Source organism: Nakamurella aerolata (genome assembly GCF_013002705.1).
GTDB classification, from domain to species: domain Bacteria; phylum Actinomycetota; class Actinomycetes; order Mycobacteriales; family Nakamurellaceae; genus Nakamurella; species Nakamurella aerolata.
This window is the reverse complement of record NZ_JABEND010000003.1, coordinates 173,158-191,933: the sequence shown is the minus strand read 5'-3', so window position 1 is coordinate 191,933 and position 18,776 is coordinate 173,158. Positions and strand designations below refer to the sequence as shown.

Genomic DNA, 18,776 nt, shown 5'->3' with positions numbered 1-18,776 from the left:
GCGGAAGATCGGCCACCGACTACGGTGCACGATCTTCCGCCAACGGACGCCGGTGCTTGCTGAGGTCGGCTAACCGATGTCGGGGGCACCGGCGCCGGGGGCACTGGCGCCGGGGCTCCAGCGGAACCGCACCGCCGCGCCCGGCCGCAGCTGCGCCAGCGCGTCCAGTCCCGCGTCGGCGACGACGCCGATCACCGGGTAGCCGCCGGTGGTGGGGTGGTCGGCGAACAGGATCACCGGCTCACCCGAGGGCGGCACCTGGATCGCGCCGCGCAGCATCGGCTCGCTCGGCAGCTCACGATCGGCGAAACCCGTTGCCCTGGCGAACTTCTCACCGCCGGGATGCAGCAGCCGCAGGCCGATCCGGTCGCTGTGCGGCGAGACGGTCCAGGCCGAACGCACCAACAGGTCGGGGTCGGCGAGGTAGTCGCTGCGCGGGCCGGGGATCACCGGAAGGGTCAGCGCCTCCGTGGCGTCGAGCGCCCGCGCATTGTCCGCGGGCGCCGGATCGCTGGCCACCGGGTGATGGGGGACAGCGCTGTTGGGAACAGAGCCGCGAGAAACCGGGCCGGTCCCAACGGGATCGGTGAAAACCGGTTCGCCGGGCGCCGATCCGACCGGCAGCCGATCGCCGGGTCGCACCGGCGCCGGGCCGAGACCGGACAGCGTGTCGGTGGATCGCGATCCGAGCACGGCCGGCACGTCGATGCCGCCGGACACCGAGAGATAGTTGCGCAGCCCGGATCGCGGAGTACCCAGCCGCAGCACATCACCGTCCGCCAGCTGCAGCACCGTGTCGCAGCTCGGCCGCTGCGTCGAGCGATCGGCGGCACGCTGATGCCGCAAAGGGACGCCGGCGCCGGTCACCGCCACCCGCACCGCGCCGACCGCGCGCACGGCCAACCCGCCCAGCACCACCTCAAGGGCCGGCCGGCCGACATCGTTGCCGACCAGCGCGGCACCGCGCCGGAACGCGGCCCGGTCGGCGGCGCCGCTGTCGCTCACCCCCAGATGCGCCCAGCCGGGGCGGCCCAAGTCCTGCACCAGCGTCAGCGGCCCGGTGCTGATGACGTCCAGCTGCGCGGGCGGCGTCATCGACCGTCCCGGACGGCGACGAACCGCACCAGCGTGCCGGGGGTCAGCAGCGCGGGCGGATCGCGCCGCTCGTCCCACAGCACCGCATCGGTGCGGCCGATCAGCTGCCAGCCGCCGGGCGACCGGCGCGGGTAGATGCCGCAGTACTCACCGGCCAAACCCACTGCGCCTGAGGGGATCTCGGTGCGCGGGTGGGTGCGTCGCGGCACCGCCAGCCGCGGGTCACCGCCGGTGAGGTAGGCAAAACCCGGCGCGAAGCCGGCGAACGCTGCCCGCCACACGGAGTCGGTGTGGGCGGCAATCAGCTCGGCGACGCCGAGCCCGGTGAGCGCGGCCACCTCGCCCAGGTCGGCGCCGTCGTACCGCACCGGGATCTCGACCGGCAGGTCGGCAGCCGCGCCCGACCCCGCGCCACGACCAGCGTCCGCCTCCGCGCCGGACCCAGCGGCTGACCCCGGGCCGGACCCGGCGCCGGCGCCCAGAACGGTGGCGGCCGGGTTGGGCTGCTCGGCATCGAGCCCGCCGCCAACGACACCGCCCCCAACAACACTGCCCCCAACAACACCGCCGCGCACCAGCGCGCCGAGCGCCTCCCACAACGCTGCCGACGGCACGTCGCGGGTGCGCACCAGCAGCGTCCGGGCCGCCGGCACCACTTCGACGATCTCGGACGCAGTGGCCGAACCCGACGATGCCCGCCCGGAAACCCGTTGCCGCAGCAGCTGATCCAGCGCTGCCACCTGGTCGGCGGAATCCACCTCGAGCAGCAGCGCACGGTCGCCCATCGGCAGCACCCGCACCGTCAGCTCCGTCCCGGTGCCGGCTGCGTGAAGGCGGCCACCGCCAGCCCGGCCGCCACCAGCGCGGTGCGGACCGCGGTGGCGATGGCGACGGCGCCGGGGCTGTCACCGTGCACGCAGACCGAGTCGGCGTCCACCGTCAACACCGTGCCGTCGACGGCGGTGAGGGTGTGATCACGTGCCAGACCGACCACCCGGCGGGCGATCTCGTCGGGATCGTGCAGCACCGCGCCGGGTTCGGCGCGCGGCACCAGGGTGCCCATCGGGGTGTAGGCGCGGTCGGCGAACGCCTCCCGGACGGTGCGCAGCCCGGCAGCGTCGGCCAGCTCCAGCAGCGCCGAGCCGGGCAGCCCGAGCACCGGCAGGCTGGCGTCGTACCGGCGCACCGCGGCGACAACCGCGGCCGCCTGCGCCCGGTGGTGCACCACCGTGTTGTACAGCGCCCCATGGGGTTTCAGGTAGCTGACCCGCGAGTCGGCAGCGCGCGCCAGCCCGTCCAGCGCGCCGAGCTGATACAGCACGTCGGCCTCCAGATCGGCGGGGGCAACGTCGATGAAGCGGCGGCCGAAGCCGGCCAGGTCGCGGTAACCGACCTGGGCGCCGATCCGCACGTCGTGCGCGGCGGCCCGCTCGCAGCACTGCAGCAACACCGTTGGGTCGCCGGCGTGGAAGCCGCACGCCACGTTGGCACTGGTGACGATGGCGAGCATGGCCGCGTCGTCGCCGAGCGTCCAGCGGCCGAACGACTCACCGAGGTCGGCGTTGAGGTCCATGCGGGTCATCCTGCCCGATCGCCCAGCAAGCGCCGGGCGAGCTCAGCGCAACCGCCGGCGCCCGATCGGCCGGGACGGGCGCTGCGGATCGGCCGGGCGCGGCCGCCGCTGACCGGCGACCCTGCGCACCGATGCCCGCCGGGGCCGCAGCCGCGCGTTGCGGTGCGCCCTGGCCCGCAGCGCGGACCTGCGGCGATTGTCGTACCACAGGTCGGGTTGATGCCTGATGTGCTGGCGCTTCCAGGCCGCATAAGGCAGGTGCGCCAGGTACACCAGCAGGCCGAGACCGACCATGATCACCGGCTGGTAGAAGGTCAGCGCGACGGCGACCACCAGCAGCACCAGCGCCGGCAGGATCAGCTGCGGCGGGAAGATCACCGACTTCAGCGCGATCGACGGGAGCCGCGACACCATCAACAGCCCGACGATGCCGATCCACAGCCCGGCCAGCCACTTGTTGGTCCACCAGCCGTCGCCGAACCTGGTGTCGAGCAGCATCGGGTAGATGGCCAGCAGCGCGCCGGCCGGCGACGGGATGCCGGTGAAGAAACCCTTGGCCCATGGCTGGGGCGGTCCGTCGTCCAGCACCGAGTTGAACCGGGCCAGCCGCAGCGCGGTGCACACCGCGTACAGCAGACAGAACACCCAGCCGATCGGCTGCTGATCCAGCCCCCACAGGTACATCACCATGGCCGGAGCAACACCGAAACTCACGCAATCGCTGAGTGAGTCCAGTTGCGCGCCGATCCGGCTCTCGGCGTTCAGCAGCCGCGCCGCCGGTCCGTCGAGGGAGTCGAGAATCGCTGCGGTGGCAATCATTCCGGCGGTCAGCAGCCACCAGCCGACGCCGGTCTCCATGGTGGCGCGATGAGCGAACGCCACCGACGACAGCCCGGCGCACAACGCCAGCACGGTGATGGCGTTGGGCAGGAACTTCACGCCGGGAGGTATTGCCACCTGGGCTCAGCCGCCGCTGTCGGACGCCGGCGTCAGCCGCGCCAGCACCGTCTCGCCGCCGACCATCCGCTGCCCCGGCCGCACCAGCGTCGTGGTGCCGACCGGGAGGTAGACATCGACGCGGGAGCCGAACCGGATCAAGCCGTAGGTGCTGCCGAGCTCCGCCTGGCTGCCGGCCCGCAGGTCGCACACGATCCGGCGGGCCAGCAGCCCGGCGATCTGGACGACCACCACCGGATCGCCGCCGGCGGCCGGTGCGATCACCACACTGTTGCGCTCGTTGTCGGCCGACGCCTTGTCCAGATCGGCGGACAGGAAGGTGCCGGCCCGGTACGCCACTTCGGTGACGACCCCGGCCACCGGCACCCGCTGCACGTGCACGTCCAGCAGCGACAGGAACACCGACACCCGCGGCCGCGGGGTGTCGGGCAGACCCAGCTCCGGCGGGGGAGCGGCCTGGTCGACAAGCGCCACCAGGCCGTCGGCGGCCGACACCACCACGCCGATGTCGGCCGGCGGTACCCGCTTCGGCTCCCGGAAGAACAGCGCGGTCGCTGCGGTACCGGCCAGCCCGAACCGGCCCACCGCTGCGCCGGCCCGGCGCAGCCCGACCCTGCGCAGCAGCGTGCGGGCCAGCAGCGTGCCACCGGCCGCTGCGGCCACGATGCCGCGGCCGCCGGGGTGCAGCGGCGGCACCGCCGAGCGCACCAGCTCGAGGGTGTGCCGCAGACCGCCGCCGGCGTCTGCGGTGGCAGGCGGGGCGGCGGGCGGCGCGGTGTGGTTTCCGGAATGCGACATTGCGCACCACGGTAGTGCAGGGACCTTCCGCCCCCGCGCCGCGAGCCCCGGGGCATGCGCCGCGTCGGCGCCGCGTCGGCAAGCGTCGGGTCGGCAGCGTCGCGTCAGGCACGCGCCGCCGCGTCGGCCCGCGCCCCGGCGGCGCACGGCCCCAGGCAAGCGCCGCGTCGGCCCGCGCCCCGGCGGCACACGGCCTCTACGATGACGCCGTGACGAGTCCGCAGATCATCGACATGAACACCCAGACCACCGACATCGACGGGCTGCTGGTGCTGACCATGAAACAGGTCACCGACGACCGGGGCACCGTGCGCGAGCTGTACCGGGCGTCCAGTTACGCCGACGCGCTGGCTGGTCTGGGTGCCTGGCAGCAGATCAATGCCACCGAGACCAAGGCCGGCGGCATTCGCGGGCTGCACGGCGAGGCGATGGTCAAGCTCGTCGCCTGCGTCGCCGGCGAGGCGTTCGGTGCCTACCTCGACGCCCGCGAGGATTCGCCGACCTACGGCAACGTGGTGACGGTGCCGTTGCGGCCCGGCACCCAGGTGCTGGTGCCGGCCGGGGTGTGCAACGGGTTCCAGGCGGTCACCGACTGCCAGTACCTTTACTGCTTCACCGACGAGTGGAAGCCGGGCATGGCAGGGGTGGCCTACAGCCCGCTCGATCCCGGGCTGAACATCGGCTGGCCGGTGCCGGTGGACCCGGCCAACCCGGCGCAGGTTTCGGCCAAAGACGCTGGGGCACCGGTGTTCTCGCAGGCGCGCACGCACTGACCCGGCGGCCAGCGCGCCGGTCAGCCGGGCGCGAAACCGGCGGTAGCGCCAAGCTGCCGGGCCGCACCTGAGTGACGCCGGTGCCGGTGCCGGCACCCGGGCCGGGTGCTGGTGCTGGCCTACCGGTCGGTCGCCGGCTCCACGTGCAGCGTGCCGAGCTCCTGGGTGCAGCGCGTCATCGCCACGTAGAGCGCGTTGGCGCCGCGGCGTCCATCGGCGATGGCGTCCGGATCGACCAGCAGGACCGCGTCGAACTCCAAACCCTTGCTCTGCTGGGGTGTCAGCACGCTCACCTGCGCCGACTGCAGCGGTGCCAGCGCCGGCAGCCGGGATTCAGCGGCGATGACGGCGAGCTGGCCGCCGGCGTAGTCGGCACCCCAGCGCTCCAGCACCTCGGCGGCGGTGCGCGCCAGGTTCGCTGCCGGCACCCGCTGCTGCCACGGCGCGACCCGCCCCGGCCGCACCGACCGGGGCGGCGCCACCGTGGCGCCGGCAGCCGAAAGTGCCTCAGCCGCAACGGACATCACCTGTTGCGGGGTGCGGTAGCAGACGGTCAGGTCGGTCCGGCTCCAGCGCTCGCCGAGCACCGGCGTCAGCGCCGCCGACCAGTCGGAGTGCCCGCCGGGCGCCTCCACCTGGTTCACATCACCCACCATCGTCATCGAGCCGGTGGGGCAGCGCCGCGCGATCGCCCGCCACTGCAGGTCGGAAAGCTCCTGCGCCTCATCGACAATCACATGCCCGTACGCCCAGCCGCGGTCGGCGGTCGCCCGCTCGGCCAGGGTCGGCTCGCCCTGCCGCAGGGCGGATTCCGCCGGGACCCCCGGCCAGTGCAGCACCGCGGCCAGCTCATCGAGCAGGGCGGTATCCGCTGTGCTCCAGTCAGTTTCGTGCGCGTCCCTGGCCACCGCGGTGCGCTCGGCAGCGGTGAGCTCTGGTGCGGTCCGGGCCAGGAAGGCGGATTCGGTGAGCAGCCGGTGCAGTGCCGACCGCGGGTCGATGGCCGGGCGCAGCCGCTCGACCGTGGCGTCCAGTGCAGGGTCGGCGACGACCTGCTGCCGGATCTCGGCAGGGTCGACGGCCCGCAGCGGGGTGTGCTGCTCGCCGGTTTCCTTGGCCAGAGACCGATCGACGGTGGCCAGGATGTCTTCGAAACCCCGCTCCACGTCGTCGAACTGCTGTTGCGCTTGCGCGACGGCGAGCCTGGTCAGGTCGGTGACCAGCAGCCGGCGCAGCGTTGCCGGTCCGTCCGCGGCGTCGGCCTGACGCAGCAGCTGCGCCACCCTGCCGGCGGACAACGACACGTTCTCGCCGGCCACGCTGACCTGTACCGGCACGGCCGCCGGCAGCAGCTCATCCGCGGCCCGCCGCAGGATGGCCGCCCACACCGCCCTGCCCTTGATCTCGGCGCCGGCGTCGCTGTCGGTGAGTGTCGGAACAACGCCGGGCAGCAGCCCGGCAAGGGTCAGCCCGACCACCTGGGTCTCACCGAGCGCCGGCAGCACCTGCCCGATGTAATCCAGAAACCGTTGCGACGGACCAACAATCAGCACGCCGCGCTCGGCGATCCTGGGATGGGCGAAGAGCAGATACGCGGCCCGGTGCAGGGCCACAGCGGTCTTGCCGGTGCCCGGCCCGCCCTGAACCACCAGCCCGCCCTCGCGTGGCGCCCTGACGATCGCGTCCTGCTCGGCCTGCAAGGTCGCGACGATGTCGCCCATGGCGCCGGTGCGGCGTTGCTCAAGGGCCCGCAACAGCGCCGCCTCGCCCACCAGCGCGGTATCGCCGGCCGCGGCACCGGACAGCGCCTCGTCGTCCACTCCGGTCACCTGGCGCCCCTGGGTGCGGATGTGCCGGCGCGACAACACGCCTTGGGCGTTCCGCGCGGTGGCGGTGTAGAACGCTCGGGCCGCCGGAGCCCGCCAGTCGATCAACAGCGGATCGTCGTGATCGTGACCCGGCGGGAAATCGTCTGGCTCGCCCCGCAACCCGACCCGACCGAGATGCCGGCTGCCATGGGCGTCGTCGATGCGGCCGAAGTACAGGCCTTGCTCGGCGCGGCGCAGTTCGGCCCGCCGCGCGCTGACGGCGTCCCGATGCGCCTGCCGGCTGAGCCCGTCCTCGTCCGGCTGGTCCGGGCGGTCCAGGTCGGCCTCGGCCGCGGTCAGCTCGCGTTCCCGGACCCGGTGCAGCAGATCGAGGTAGTGCTGTTCGGCTTCGAGCGCGCGGCGGTGATCAGCGGTGCTGCCGGTTGGCCGGGCTGGGCTGGGCTGGGTGGCACGCTCGGGTTCGGTGGCACGGTCGGGCTTGGTGGCACGGTCGGGCTTGGTGGCGGGGCTGGGTTTGGTAGGGCCGGATTCGGTGGCTGGCACGAGGCTCCTCGGTGTCGCGGTGGCGCTGTCACGACGGTAGTTCCGTACGCTGTACGGCGAAGAGAACGCGAGTGGTGGGAGGCTTGTTCCCGATGCCAGCAAAAAACCCGGCCGAGAATCCGGCGGATGTCCCGGCAAGGAGGCCGGCGGAGCCGGCGCCGGGCGCTGCCAGCGACCGCACCGAGCAGCTGCTGCGTTTGCTCTGGCAACCAGCCACCGGCCCCGACAGCGACGCGAGCACCTCGCCCACCAGCACCGCGTCCACCGGTAGCACCGGGCCCTCCGGTAGCACCACCAGCGCCGGAAACCCGCGCCGGACCGGCCGCACCGATCGCAAACGTCGCGCCGGTCTGACCGTTGACGATTTCGTCGACACCGGCATCGCGCTGGCCGACGCACACGGCCTCGCCGGGCTGACCATGCGGGCGGTAGCCGGTCGGCTGGGCGTCGGCGCGATGACGCTCTACGGCTATGTTCCCGGCCGGGCCGAGGGGCTGGCGCTGATGATCGACAGGGTGCACGGCACCGCCTACGCCGATCCGGACGAGCTGGCCGCGGTGGCGGCCGCGGACGGCTGGCAGGCAGCGGCCGAGCGGCTGGTGCTGGCGAACTGGCAACTGCTGCAGGCCCATCCATGGCTGATCGAATTACCGCCGGGGCGTCCGCCGATCGGGCCGGGCACCGCCCGCAAGTACGAGGCCGAGCTGGCCGGGCTGGCCCCGTCCGGGCTGCCCCCCGCCGAGTTGGACCGGTTGCTCAGCACTCTGTTGGCGCTGGTGATGCAGGCCGCCCGATGGGAGATCGGGCTGGCCCGCGACCGCGCCAACACCGGCCTCGACGACGCCGGCTGGTGGGCTCAGGTGGGGCCGGTGCTGGCCGAACTGGCCGCGGGCCAACGCTTTCCGCACGCGGAGGCGGTCGGTGCGACCATGCAGAGCGCGGGTGAGCCGTGGCAGACCCTGCAATTCGGGGTGGCGGCGGTCTGCGCCGGGATCGGCCCGCGGGAGTAGCCGCCCGCGCGACAGACTTCTCCGCGTCGGCGCCAACGAGTGGCGGCGCCCATCGGGTGGCGGCGCCCATCGGGTGGCGGCGCCCATCGGGTGGCGGCGCCCATCGGGTGGCGGCGCCCATCGGGTGGCGGCGCCCATCGGGTGGCGGCGCCGGTCAGCCTTCCCGCGCCGCTGTGCGGATGCGGTCGACGATGTCGGCGACGAACTCACGCACCGAGGTGAGTTCCTGCAGGCCGGCCCAGTAGTTGGGGTGCGGCCGGTCCCAGGCCTGCACGGCGCGGTCAACCCTGGCCGCCTGGGCGTCGAGCACACTGGCCCACTCGGACTCCAAACCCCTTGCCACCACCAGCCTTTGGGCATCCCGAATTGCGAACCGGGTGGGCCCGATGGCGCTCTGCCGGTCGGCCTTCACGGCGCGCAGTGCGGCCAGCCGATCCGTCACCGCCTCCAGCAGATCGTCGGCCCGGCCGGCGTGCTCCCTGGTGGCGGCGATGGCGCGGTCGGCACCCTCGGCGTCACCGCTACCGGCAAGCCGCTCGGCATCGGCGAACGACGAGCGAGCGGCGGCCAGCTCGGCGTCGGCCAGCCGGCCGTGATCGTTCAGATCGACGGAGTTGGCCTGGCTGAACTCCCGCCACATCGTCGACTGCGCCTCGGGCAACCGGTGCATGCGGGTGGCCAGCGAATCCAGCCGGGTGCGCAGCGACGGCAGCGTGGAGCGGACCCGTCCGGCCAGCTCCGGCGCCGCTTGCACCGCCGCGTCGAGGGCGGCGGCGGCCGAGGTCACCTGTTCGGCGGCGGCGGCCTGCTCGGATGGCGCGCCCGCCGCGTTCAACACCGCCATCGCTCCGGACAGTTGGTCGATGGCGCCGGACACCGACGTGTAGTCCAGCAGCGCCGGCTGCTTCTCGCCGAGTTCGGCGGCCCTTGTGGTGGCGGCCGTCGCCGCCTGCTTGGCCTCGCCGATGCGTTGCGGCAGCAGCGCCAACGTCCGCTTGGCCGATTCCACCTGGTCGCGGTGCCGCTGATAAAAGCTGTCGACGGCGTTGGCGGCGTCGGTCATCGCCCGATGCGCGGTGGTGAAGGCCCGTCGTGCGGTCTCGACGTTGAGGCCGGCGTTCGGCTCGCCGAAGGCGTCGGTGAGCGGGTACTGCGCCACCGCGTCCATGTACTGGGCCGAGGCCTCGAAACTGCGCTGGGCCACCGGCGTCCACCCCGACGCCAGGTCGGCGGCGGCCGGGGCGCGCAGATCCTTGAGCGAGCGGATCGCCTCGTCGACGTAGTTCTGCCTGGTGTCGAGATCGATCAGGGCCTGCGCCGCGCCGTCCATCGCCCGCTGCACTGCGGACAGGTCTACGGACGGCCGGCCGCGGCGGCCGAACCCGCCGAAGCCGCCGCCGGGGGAGCCGCCGGAGCCGCCGAAAAAGCCCGATGTCATCGGCAGCGATGCTAGCGCTGTCCGGCCGTCACGGTGAGGCTGGCCGGTCGGTGGACCCGGCACCGTCGATCGGGATCGACTGCCGGGCAGCTGCCGCGCCGTCACCGACCGCGGTGGCGGAAGCCTTGCCGCCGCTGGCCTTTCCGCCCGTCGACCCGCCCGCTGACCCACCCGCTGACCCGCCACCGGCGGCGCCGGCCGGGTCAGAGCGGCCGCCCAGCTTGGCCAGCAGCCCTGGCAGATCGACACCGGTCAGGTCGGACGACAACTGCAGCCCCTGCGCGACGTTGCTTGCCACCGATTTGGTGAGCGAGCCGGGGCCGTCCGCGGAAATCACCGTCATCTTGTCGACACCGGACAGCGGCTCAGCGGCCTTGCCGACGATGTCCGGCAGCACCCGCACCAGCAGGTCGAGGACGGCGGCCTCTCCATAGCTGGAGAATGCGTCCGAGCGCTTCTGCATGGCCTCGGCCTCGGCCTGGCCCCTGGCCAGAATGGCTGACGCTTCGGCGGCACCCTCGCGCTCGACGGCATCGGCGATAGCCTGCCGGCGCATCCGTTCCGCCTCACCCTGCTTGGCGCCCTCGATCGCTTCGGCCTCGGCCAGCGCCTGCCGGCGGGCCCGCTCGCCCTCGCCGACCAGCTTGGCCTGCTCGGCCTGCGCCGAGGCGCCCGCGATGGTGGCCTGCCGGTCCGCCTCGGCCTTGGCGATGGCCGCGTTCTTGTTGGCCTCGGCCTGCTGTTCCACCCGGTACCGCTCGGCGTCGGCGGGCTTGCGCACCTCGGTGTCGAGCTGGCGTTCCTTCAGCGCCGCATTGCGTTCGGCGACCTTCTCCTGCTCGGTGAGCACCTTCTGGTCCTGCGCCGCCTGCGACAGCGGGCCGGCGGACGCGGCCTGCGCCCTGGCCGCGTCGATCTGCGCGGACACCTCGGCCTTCTTCAGCTCCAGCTGCCGGTTGGCGACCGCGATGGCCTCCTCGGCCAGCAGCTTTTCCTGCTCGGCGGCCTGCCGGGCCCTGGCCTCGGCGATGGACGCCTCCTTGATCACCCTGGCCGCTTCCGGCCGGCCGAGATCCTGCAGGTAGCTGCCCTCCGCCTGGATGTCTTGCAATTGGAAGGTGTCAAGCACCAGGCCCTGACCGGTCAGCGAGCTCTCGGCCTCCTCGGCGACGGCGGAGGCGAACGCCGCGCGGTCGCGGATGATCTCCTCGATGGTGAGCCGGCCGACAATGGACCGCAACGCACCGGCCAGCACCTCGGAGGTGAACACGTCGATGCCGTCCTGCTGATTCAGAAAGCGTTGCGCCGCAGCGCGAACCGACGATTCGCTGCCGCCGACCTTGACGATCGCCACGCCCTCGAGATCGCACTTGACGCCCTGCTTGCTGACCGCGCCGCGGATACCGACCGGGATGCGCCGGCTGGACAGGTCGACGGTGTGCAGCTTCTGCACGATCGGCAGCACGAAGACGCTGGCGCCCATCACCACCTTCTGCCCAGACAGGTCGGTGGAGACGGACCCGTCCGAGCCGGTGACCGCCCGGCCGCGCCGGCCGGTGACCAGAAAGGCCTGGTTCGGCCCGGCCACCTTGATCCGGGAAAGGATCAGCAGCACCACCAGAATGATGAGCACCACCACCCCGCCAATGGCGTACACAATCGGAGACATCGCCAGCCCCTTCCCAACTCTGTTGCCAGCCCGCGCTGGTCTGCTCAGCGCGCGGCGGTGGACACGACCTCGACCGCGGTGGCCGAGAGCGCTTCGGTGACGAACACCGGGGTGCCGATCGCCAGCGGTTCGTCGCTGCGAGCGGCGTACTTCAAATCTTGGCCGTGCACCCTGATCCGGACCTCGCCGTAGCCGCCGGCGCCGATCGGGGTGATCACCACGCCGAGCGCGCCGGCCAGTGCCTGTTCGGTCAGCGTCGGATCGGTGCGCATGTGCATCACCGCGGCGGTCAGCCGCAGCGCGCCGAAGGCCAGCGGAAGCGCGCCGAGCAGCCCGATCACGGCCGACAGCGCGATCCGTCCGCCCGTGCCCATGGCGTCCGGCAGCAGCGCGGCCGGGATCGCACCGACGAAGCCGGCGCCGCCGACGAACGCCGCTATCACCGGCAGCGAGAACGGCCCGTCGGCGTCGGTCCCGGCCAGATGCAGGAACTCACCGCCGAGCAACGCCACCACCAGTACCACCAGGCCCAGCGCACCCACCAGCAGGAAGGCCAACGTCACCGGATCCATGCGCCCCGACCCCCTCCCGCCCTGCGGCGTTTCATTACTCGAAATCCTAATCGAAGCGGTGCGTCCGGTCGGCGGATATCCAGACAGTCGCCCCGTTGCCGGGAGCCGGCTGCCACCGGTGCCCGCCGGCTCGTCGTGCCGGGGCGTCCTTCGGTGGAAATTCAGGGCCTTCCCCCAGTGCGCGCTCGCCGGGCGTCGGTAGGGTTCTGGTCAGGATCACCACAGCAACACCATGAACCAGCAACACCACGAACACAGCACGACCAAGAACACAGCACGACCAAAGAGCACGACCACAGAGCACGACCAAGACAGCACGACAACGGAATCGTTGCGAGAGGAGTCGAGAGATATGGGTGTGAGCCTGTCCAAGGGTGGGAACGTCTCGCTGACGAAGGAGGCGCCGAACCTCACCGCCGTCACCGTCGGGCTGGGGTGGGACGTCCGCACCACCACCGGTGCCGACTTCGACCTCGACGCCAGCGCCCTGGCGCTGGGCGCGAACAACAAGGTGCTGTCCGATCAGCACTTCGTGTTCTTCAACAACCTGCGCAGCCCGGACGGCGCCATCGAGCACACCGGCGACAACCTCACCGGCGAGGGCGAGGGCGACGACGAGCAGATCAACGTCAACCTTGCGGCCACCGCGCCGGACGTGGCGTCCATCGTCTTCCCGGTCTCGATCTACGAGGCCGAGCAGCGCGGCCAATCGTTCGGCCAGGTGCGCAACGCCTTCATCAGGGTGGTCGACCAGAGCAACGGCAACGAGCTGGCCCGTTATGACCTGACCGAGGACGCGTCCACCGAGACCGCGATGGTGTTCGGCGAGCTGTATCGCAGCGGGAACGAGTGGAAGTTCCGCGCGGTGGGCCAGGGCTACGCCTCCGGGTTGTCCGGCATCGCCCGCGACTTCGGCGTCAACGTCTGACCTTCCGCTGACCTTTCGTCGGCTGACCTTTGGCCGTTTGACCGAACCGGCCGGTCGGAGGGGATCCGGTCGGAGGTGTCCGATCGGGAGCGCCTGACCCGCTGGACGCCGCAGCACCGGCGCACCGGCTCACCCGGTGAGCCGGCGCTGCGGTCGACCTGAGCTTGCATAAGAGATTGAGTCGAAGAACGCGCCGGATCGGGAACCAGTGACCGATCCGGCGCGTTCTTCGCGCTGGTGCCGTCGTCCGGTACCGATCTGAAACCGTCAACGCTCGACTCGACCGGGACGACCCCGCGGCCGCCCGGCACCGGAGTCGAACTGCCGAAAGTTGCCCGATGCGCATCTTCTTCTGGTCGATCCTGGTGACGATCGCCTCCCTGATCACGGCGTTCATCTACGGGTCGTGGACCGCCCTGGCGCTGTGTCTGATTCTCGGCATCCTCGAGATCTCGCTGTCGTTCGACAACGCTGTGGTGAACGCCAAGATCCTGGAGCGGATGTCGGAGTTCTGGCAGAAGCTGTTCCTCACCGTCGGCATCGTCATCGCCGTGTTCGGCATGCGAATCCTGTTCCCGGTGCTGATCGTCGGCATCACCGCCAAGCTCAACCCGATCGAGGCGTGGGAGCTGGCGATGAAGAAGCTCCCGGAGGACGACCCGAACTCCTACGCACACATCCTGGAAGAGGCGCATCCGCAGATCGGTGCCTTCGGCGGCATGTTCCTGCTGATGCTGTTCCTCGACTGGATCTTCGAAGACCGCGACATCAAGTGGCTGCGCTGGATCGAGGCGCCGCTGGCCAAGCTCGGCAAGCTGGACACGCTGTCCATCGTGGTGGCCGGTGTGGTGCTGGTGATCACCGCGCAGCTGGCCGACGACAGGCACTACGCGGCGGTGCTGATGTCCGGCATCCTCGGCCTGCTCACCTACCTGGCCGTCAACGGGCTCAGTTCGCTGTTCGAGAGCGCCGGCGACCTTGATGACGACTCGGCCGACGAGACCGCGCCCGCCACCGGCCCAGCCGGCACCGTGCGCGATCCGGACGCCGTCGCGGCCAATGCCACCGTCGCCGCCACCAAGGCGGCGGGCACCGACCCGGCGCCGGCCCAGCGCCGCGGCCCCACCGAGACCACCAAGGCGGTCGGCAAGGCCGGCTTCTTCCTGTTCCTGTACCTGGAGGTGCTGGACGCCTCGTTCTCGTTCGACGGCGTGATCGGCGCGTTCGCGATCACCTCCGACCCGATCATCATCGCGCTGGGCCTCGGCCTGATCGGCGCCATGTTCGTCCGGTCGCTGACGGTGTTCCTGGTGCGCAAGGGCACCCTGAGCGAGTACGTCTACCTCGAGCACGGGGCGCACTGGGCGATCGGCGCGCTGGCCGCGATCCTGTTGCTGTCCATCGGCATCGAGATCAACGAGGTGATCACCGGCCTGCTCGGTGTCGCCTTCATCGGCGCCGCCTTCGCCTCGTCCCTGCTGCGGAACAAGCGATTGCGCGCCCACGGCATCGAACCGGAGCACCTGCACGCCTGAACATCGGCTCGTGATCGGGCGCCGGCGACGACCACCCGGCCGAGTGATTGATTCGGAACGTCGTTTCATGTGAGGCTGCTGGGCGCGGGCAGGGTTGCCCGCGGGTCGGGGGCGGTTGACGCAGCACTGCCGGCGACCGCCGCTCGGCCCTTCCGTGAGGAAGGTCGGATTTCGTGCAACGCTCCCACCGCAGCAGGCACACTGCGCCCCATTCCCAGCATCGGCTCGGGGTCCATCCGTCCGGGGCCAACCAGTTCGGTGCCGGACGCACCCGCCGGGGCGTCGTCGCCGTCGTCGGCACCGCGGCGCTGGTCGCGGGTCTGGTGACCGCGACCCAGATCCCTTGGGCGGCAAGCAGCCCGGCCCCGCAGCTGGTGCGGGCGGCCGCCGGCTCACCCGGTGATTCCGACCTGCGGCGCTGCGCCCGCCAGGTCTCCGACACCGGCAAGGTGGTGCGCCCCACCAACGGGTACGCACTCGACACCGGCACCGCCAGCAACATCACCGGCCCGTCGGCCGCCGACCCGACGCCGAAGCACCGCGACTACGGCGGAAACATGAAAACCGTTTGGGACGACCCGGATTCCGGCCAGACCAACTATCTCGGCGCCAATGCGATGATCTTCGGGGTGGACGCCGGCACCGCCGCCAGCCCGTCCACCACGCTGAGCGGGCTGTGGACCGCGAGCCCGGACACCGGCAACGCGACGATCCAGAACTACTCCGCCCAATCGGGCAATGGCGGCGCGAGCTGGTCGGCGGCCGCGTTCTCCACCACCGAGAAGCCGTCCTTCATCCAGCAACTGCGCGACGGCCGGGTGTTGTCTTTGGGGTTCAAGGCAATCCGGTTCTCCGGCAACGACCAGATCCTGGTCGGTAGCCTCACCGACAGCACCGGCAACCCGGCCACCGCACAGCCGATGGAGGTGACCTTCCGGGACACCACCAGCCAGCCGTACGGGCCGCTCAGCTGGCTGCGCACGGCCGGCCGTCCGGTCCAGCGCGCCGACGGCACCGTGCTGGTGCCGGTCTACGGGGCCGACCGCACCGACCCGCGGGAGCAGGACACCGATCCGAACACCAAAGGTCATGGCTCTGTGACGCTCCTGGCAGCCACCCCGCCCGCCACCGGCGGCACGTGGGTGTTCACCCCGCTGCGTCCCGACATGAGCGCGCCGCTGTCGGCGACCAACCGTGCGGTGACGCTGGGCACCACCGTCAACAAGACCACCAACTACACCGAGGTCGGCCTGCTGGAACGGTCGGACGGGTCGCTGATCGCCGTCATCCGGAACCTGGTCGAGGGCCAGTCCAGCGGCTCCGACGTGATGCAGTGGACCAGCTCGCCCGACGGTGGCCTCAGCTGGACGGCGCTCACCAACCTGCAGGGGACGTTGACCGGGTGGAACGGCAACGGCAGCCCGCAGCCCGGCGCCGGTGCCGCCGGACTGCCCGGCATCAACCCGCAGCTGGATCTGCTCACCAACGGCGTCATCGTGTTGAGCTCGGGCAAGCCGGACAACTGGATCGCCTACTCCACCACCGGAAATGCCACCGGCTGGTCCGGCGCGTACACCTACCGGAACTGCCCAACCACGGCCGTCACGCCGAGCTACATCTACGGTGCCGGCGGCGACCCTGACCAGTGGCGGTACGGGTCAAGCGGCAACACCGCCATCACCGCGGTGAGCTCCAAGCGGGTGTTGCAGTTCGGCGACAACTGCCACAACTTCTACTGGGGTTGCGTCCGCACCGACGCCAGCAACAACCCGCAACCGCAGCAGTCGCCGTACACCGTCGATCTCACCAACCGCATCTGGCAGCGCCAGGTCGACGTCGTCACACCCAACGTCGGCAAGCTGGATCTGGCCGGCATGCAGCGTTCCGGGCAACTCAGGGTGTCCGGCAACATGACATGGACGTCGGCGGCTCACCCGCGGGCCGGCGCGGCGGGCGCCTTCGACGGCAGCAACAGCTACTGGTCGTCCGCGATCGCCAGCGGCGCCGCCGGAACCATGACCTTGGATCTGGGTCGCAGCTACACCCTGAACCGGATCGGGCTGAGCCTTCGGCCGCAGCTGCCGGAGTCGGCGACGGTGGCGGTGTCCAGCGACGGCAGCGCCTTCAGCACCGTGCACAGCGTCACCAACGCTCGCTCAAACGCGTTGGCGTACAAGGACATCACGCCGGTGACGGCACGCTACGTGCGGATCACCGTGCCGGCCACCAGCGGCTGCGATGCCGGTCTGGCGTCGACCTGTGCGTTCCTCAACGAGCTGGAGCTGTACTCGACCGTCGACGGTTTCGAGAACGACCCGTGGGGCAACCTGCCGCGCGGCGCCGACGCGGGGCGGCCGGCGTCGCAGGTGTGGGTCACCACCGACACCTCCGGCGGCAGCACCCAGGCGCTGCGGCTACAGGACAAGAGCAGCACGGCGCAGGCGAGAATCTCGTTCGCGGCCGCTGCCGCGGCCAACCGTACGCTGAGTTTCCGGTTGAAACCGCTGAGCTGGGCCGGCAACACCAGCGCCGGCGGGTTCGTGTTCACGCTCGACTCCGGGTCGGCGGCCGCGCTGCAACTTGCGGTCTACAAGGACGGCACCGTGCACGCGTTCAGCGGCGGCGGCTATTCGGCGACGCTCGGCACCGGCCGGGTGGCGCTGAATGCCTGGTCGAGCGTCACGCTCACCCGCACCGGCAGCTCGGCGACCATCAGCGTCAACGGCGCCCCGGCGGTGACCGTCCCGGCCGCGTCGGTGCCGGCCACCGTCGACGGCTACACCTTCGCCTCGTCCGGCACCGAACCCAACGGTGACGAGGTGCTGGTGGACGACGTCGAGGTGCGCTGAGCCGCGCCGGCGGGTGCGCCGGGTTCGGGCACACGATGCCGCCGTGCTCAGTTGATCCGGCGCCGGTGTCCGGTGCGCTCAGGGTTGCCGCCGATGGCGGTCCTGACGACGGCTGTGCGCGGGCCGGCGCCGGCGCCCACTAACGTGGTGCGGCGTGAGTGCTGAACAGGGCACATCGGGCGCAGCGCCCGGTGTGGTGATGCCCATCGGTGGCGCCGAAGACAAGCTGGGTCGGATGACGATCCTGCGCGAGGTCGTCAAGCTGGCCGGCGGGGCCGACGCCCGCATGGTGGTGATCTCAACGGCGTCGTCGCTCGGCGACGAGATCACCCACGCCTATCTGCGACTCTTCGCCGACCTGGGGGCCAGCGACGTGCAGGGGGTGCGCCCGGAGTCGCGGGCCGAGGCCGCCGACCCTGAGCTGGTGGCCGCCGTCGACGCCGCCACCGCAGTGTTCATGACGGGCGGCAACCAGACCAAGCTGGCCACCTTGCTGGTCGGGACGGCCCTGGGTGACGCGGTGGTGCGGGCGCACCAGCGCGGTGCCGTGGTGGCCGGAACGTCGGCCGGGGCCAGCATCCTGTCGCTGCACATGGTCAGCTTCGGCGCGGGCGGCGCCACCCCGAAGTTCCGGATCGGCCAGGTGTCCGAGGGTCTCGGCCTGGTGCGGAACGCCATCATCGACCAGCACTTCACCCAGCGGAACCGGTTCGGCCGGCTGCTGGCGCTGGTCGCGGCCAACCCGGCGCAACTCGGGGTCGGCGTCGACGAGGACACCGCGGCGCTGATCAGCCCGGACGGCAAGCTGGAGGTCAAGGGCCGCGGGGTGGTCACCATCTTCGACGCGTCCGACGTGGTGACCACCTCGTACACCGCCACCGGCACCCAGCCGCTGATGATGTCCGGGGTGCAGCTGCACACGCTGCCGCGCGGCGCCGTGTTCAACCTGAACACCCGGCGGCTGGTCTCCGCGCCCGGCCTGTCCGACGATGCGCCCGCCGGCGTGGCAACGCTGGCCGACGTGCCGCAGGGCGCCGGCCGGCCCCGGTCCCGGCGGATCGCCGCCGAGGGTCGCCACGAGACCACCGCAGAGCTGCGCCGACGCCCGGGCCGCCGCGCTTCCAGCTGAGCAGCTTCGGAAGCTGGCCAGGCCCGCCGCGCGGACCGAGCGGGGTGGCCCGCGCCGTCCGCGCCGGTGACCGATTCG

15 protein-coding genes are annotated in these 18,776 nt (G+C 71.7%); 6 read left to right on the top strand and 9 right to left on the bottom strand.

What is annotated here, in order from left to right:
• Window positions 1-69: 69 nt before the first annotated feature.
• From HKD39_RS06945 to HKD39_RS06925, 5 genes are read right to left on the bottom strand one after another with little or no spacing between them, the layout of a single operon-like run.
• Window positions 70-1,095, bottom strand: a complete 1,026-nt coding sequence (locus tag HKD39_RS06945; RefSeq protein WP_171199141.1) for a 5-oxoprolinase subunit C family protein — start codon at window positions 1,093-1,095, stop codon at window positions 70-72.
• Window positions 1,092-1,895 carry a 5-oxoprolinase subunit B family protein gene (locus tag HKD39_RS06940; RefSeq protein WP_425488425.1) on the bottom strand — a complete coding sequence of 268 codons (804 nt, stop codon included), beginning with the start codon at window positions 1,893-1,895 and terminating at the stop codon, window positions 1,092-1,094. Before HKD39_RS06940 ends, HKD39_RS06945 begins: the two co-directional genes overlap by 4 nt.
• Window positions 1,896-1,897: 2 nt before the next feature.
• Window positions 1,898-2,677: a 5-oxoprolinase subunit PxpA gene (locus HKD39_RS06935; RefSeq protein ID WP_171199140.1), complete on the bottom strand. Its 780-nt coding sequence runs from the start codon at window positions 2,675-2,677 to the stop codon at window positions 1,898-1,900.
• A 33-nt stretch (window positions 2,678-2,710) separates the two neighbouring features.
• A complete protein-coding gene (locus HKD39_RS06930; RefSeq protein ID WP_171199139.1) occupies window positions 2,711-3,625 on the bottom strand; it encodes a CDP-alcohol phosphatidyltransferase family protein in 915 nt (304 codons plus the stop codon).
• 6 nt (window positions 3,626-3,631) lie between these two features.
• Window positions 3,632-4,423, bottom strand: a complete 792-nt coding sequence (locus tag HKD39_RS06925; protein WP_171199138.1) for a phosphatidylserine decarboxylase — start codon at window positions 4,421-4,423, stop codon at window positions 3,632-3,634.
• Window positions 4,424-4,656: 233 nt separating this feature from the next.
• On the opposite strand from HKD39_RS06925, the gene HKD39_RS06920 reads away from it, so the two are divergent.
• Entirely contained in the window at window positions 4,657-5,196 is a 540-nt protein-coding gene (locus HKD39_RS06920; RefSeq protein WP_171199427.1) for a dTDP-4-dehydrorhamnose 3,5-epimerase family protein, read from the top strand.
• Between the two features lie 119 nt (window positions 5,197-5,315).
• On the opposite strand, the gene HKD39_RS06915 is transcribed toward HKD39_RS06920, so the two are convergent.
• Entirely contained in the window at window positions 5,316-7,568 is a 2,253-nt protein-coding gene (locus tag HKD39_RS06915) for an AAA family ATPase (RefSeq protein WP_171199137.1), read from the bottom strand.
• Window positions 7,569-7,660: 92 nt separating this feature from the next.
• Between HKD39_RS06915 and HKD39_RS06910 the strand changes: the two genes are divergently transcribed.
• Complete coding sequence (locus tag HKD39_RS06910) at window positions 7,661-8,578, top strand: TetR/AcrR family transcriptional regulator (RefSeq protein WP_171199136.1); 918 nt, start codon at window positions 7,661-7,663, stop codon at window positions 8,576-8,578.
• A gap of 154 nt (window positions 8,579-8,732) precedes the next feature.
• Here HKD39_RS06910 and HKD39_RS06905 read toward each other — a convergent pair whose 3' ends face one another.
• The 3 genes from HKD39_RS06905 to HKD39_RS06895 are packed head-to-tail and all read right to left on the bottom strand — an operon-like array spanning window position 8,733 to window position 12,257.
• A complete protein-coding gene (locus tag HKD39_RS06905; protein WP_171199135.1) occupies window positions 8,733-10,016 on the bottom strand; it encodes a hypothetical protein in 1,284 nt (427 codons plus the stop codon).
• Window positions 10,017-10,044: 28 nt separating this feature from the next.
• Window positions 10,045-11,685: a flotillin family protein gene (locus HKD39_RS06900; protein WP_171199134.1), complete on the bottom strand. Its 1,641-nt coding sequence runs from the start codon at window positions 11,683-11,685 to the stop codon at window positions 10,045-10,047.
• A gap of 44 nt (window positions 11,686-11,729) precedes the next feature.
• Entirely contained in the window at window positions 11,730-12,257 is a 528-nt protein-coding gene (locus HKD39_RS06895) for an NfeD family protein (RefSeq protein WP_171199133.1), read from the bottom strand.
• A gap of 352 nt (window positions 12,258-12,609) precedes the next feature.
• Between HKD39_RS06895 and HKD39_RS06890 the strand changes: the two genes are divergently transcribed.
• The 4 genes from HKD39_RS06890 (at window position 12,610) to HKD39_RS06875 (ending at window position 18,698) form a co-directional block, all read left to right on the top strand.
• Window positions 12,610-13,185, top strand: a complete 576-nt coding sequence (locus tag HKD39_RS06890; protein ID WP_171199132.1) for a TerD family protein — start codon at window positions 12,610-12,612, stop codon at window positions 13,183-13,185.
• Between the two features lie 338 nt (window positions 13,186-13,523).
• On the top strand, window positions 13,524-14,720 hold the full coding sequence (locus HKD39_RS06885; protein WP_171199131.1) for a DUF475 domain-containing protein: 1,197 nt from the start codon (window positions 13,524-13,526) through the stop codon (window positions 14,718-14,720).
• Between the two features lie 173 nt (window positions 14,721-14,893).
• Window positions 14,894-17,569 carry a discoidin domain-containing protein gene (locus HKD39_RS20380; protein ID WP_171199130.1) on the top strand — a complete coding sequence of 892 codons (2,676 nt, stop codon included), beginning with the start codon at window positions 14,894-14,896 and terminating at the stop codon, window positions 17,567-17,569.
• Between the two features lie 154 nt (window positions 17,570-17,723).
• Window positions 17,724-18,698 (top strand): cyanophycinase, encoded by a 975-nt coding sequence (locus HKD39_RS06875; protein ID WP_343074627.1) that lies wholly within the window; start codon window positions 17,724-17,726, stop codon window positions 18,696-18,698.
• Window positions 18,699-18,776: the final 78 nt, after the last annotated feature.

What these genes read in the sequence shown, in the direction of transcription:
- HKD39_RS06945 (WP_171199141.1), bottom strand. Translation starts at nt 1,095, where the DNA reads ATGACGCCGCCCGCGCAGCTGGACGTCATCAGCACCGGGCCGCTGACG.
- HKD39_RS06935 (WP_171199140.1), bottom strand. Translation starts at nt 2,677, where the DNA reads ATGACCCGCATGGACCTCAACGCCGACCTCGGTGAGTCGTTCGGCCGC.
- HKD39_RS06925 (WP_171199138.1), bottom strand. Translation starts at nt 4,423, where the DNA reads ATGTCGCATTCCGGAAACCACACCGCGCCGCCCGCCGCCCCGCCTGCC.
- HKD39_RS06920 (WP_171199427.1), top strand. Translation starts at nt 4,657, where the DNA reads ATGAACACCCAGACCACCGACATCGACGGGCTGCTGGTGCTGACCATG.
- HKD39_RS06910 (WP_171199136.1), top strand. Translation starts at nt 7,661, where the DNA reads ATGCCAGCAAAAAACCCGGCCGAGAATCCGGCGGATGTCCCGGCAAGG.
- HKD39_RS06905 (WP_171199135.1), bottom strand. Translation starts at nt 10,016, where the DNA reads ATGACATCGGGCTTTTTCGGCGGCTCCGGCGGCTCCCCCGGCGGCGGC.
- HKD39_RS06900 (WP_171199134.1), bottom strand. Translation starts at nt 11,685, where the DNA reads ATGTCTCCGATTGTGTACGCCATTGGCGGGGTGGTGGTGCTCATCATT.
- HKD39_RS06895 (WP_171199133.1), bottom strand. Translation starts at nt 12,257, where the DNA reads ATGGATCCGGTGACGTTGGCCTTCCTGCTGGTGGGTGCGCTGGGCCTG.
- HKD39_RS06890 (WP_171199132.1), top strand. Translation starts at nt 12,610, where the DNA reads ATGGGTGTGAGCCTGTCCAAGGGTGGGAACGTCTCGCTGACGAAGGAG.
- HKD39_RS06885 (WP_171199131.1), top strand. Translation starts at nt 13,524, where the DNA reads ATGCGCATCTTCTTCTGGTCGATCCTGGTGACGATCGCCTCCCTGATC.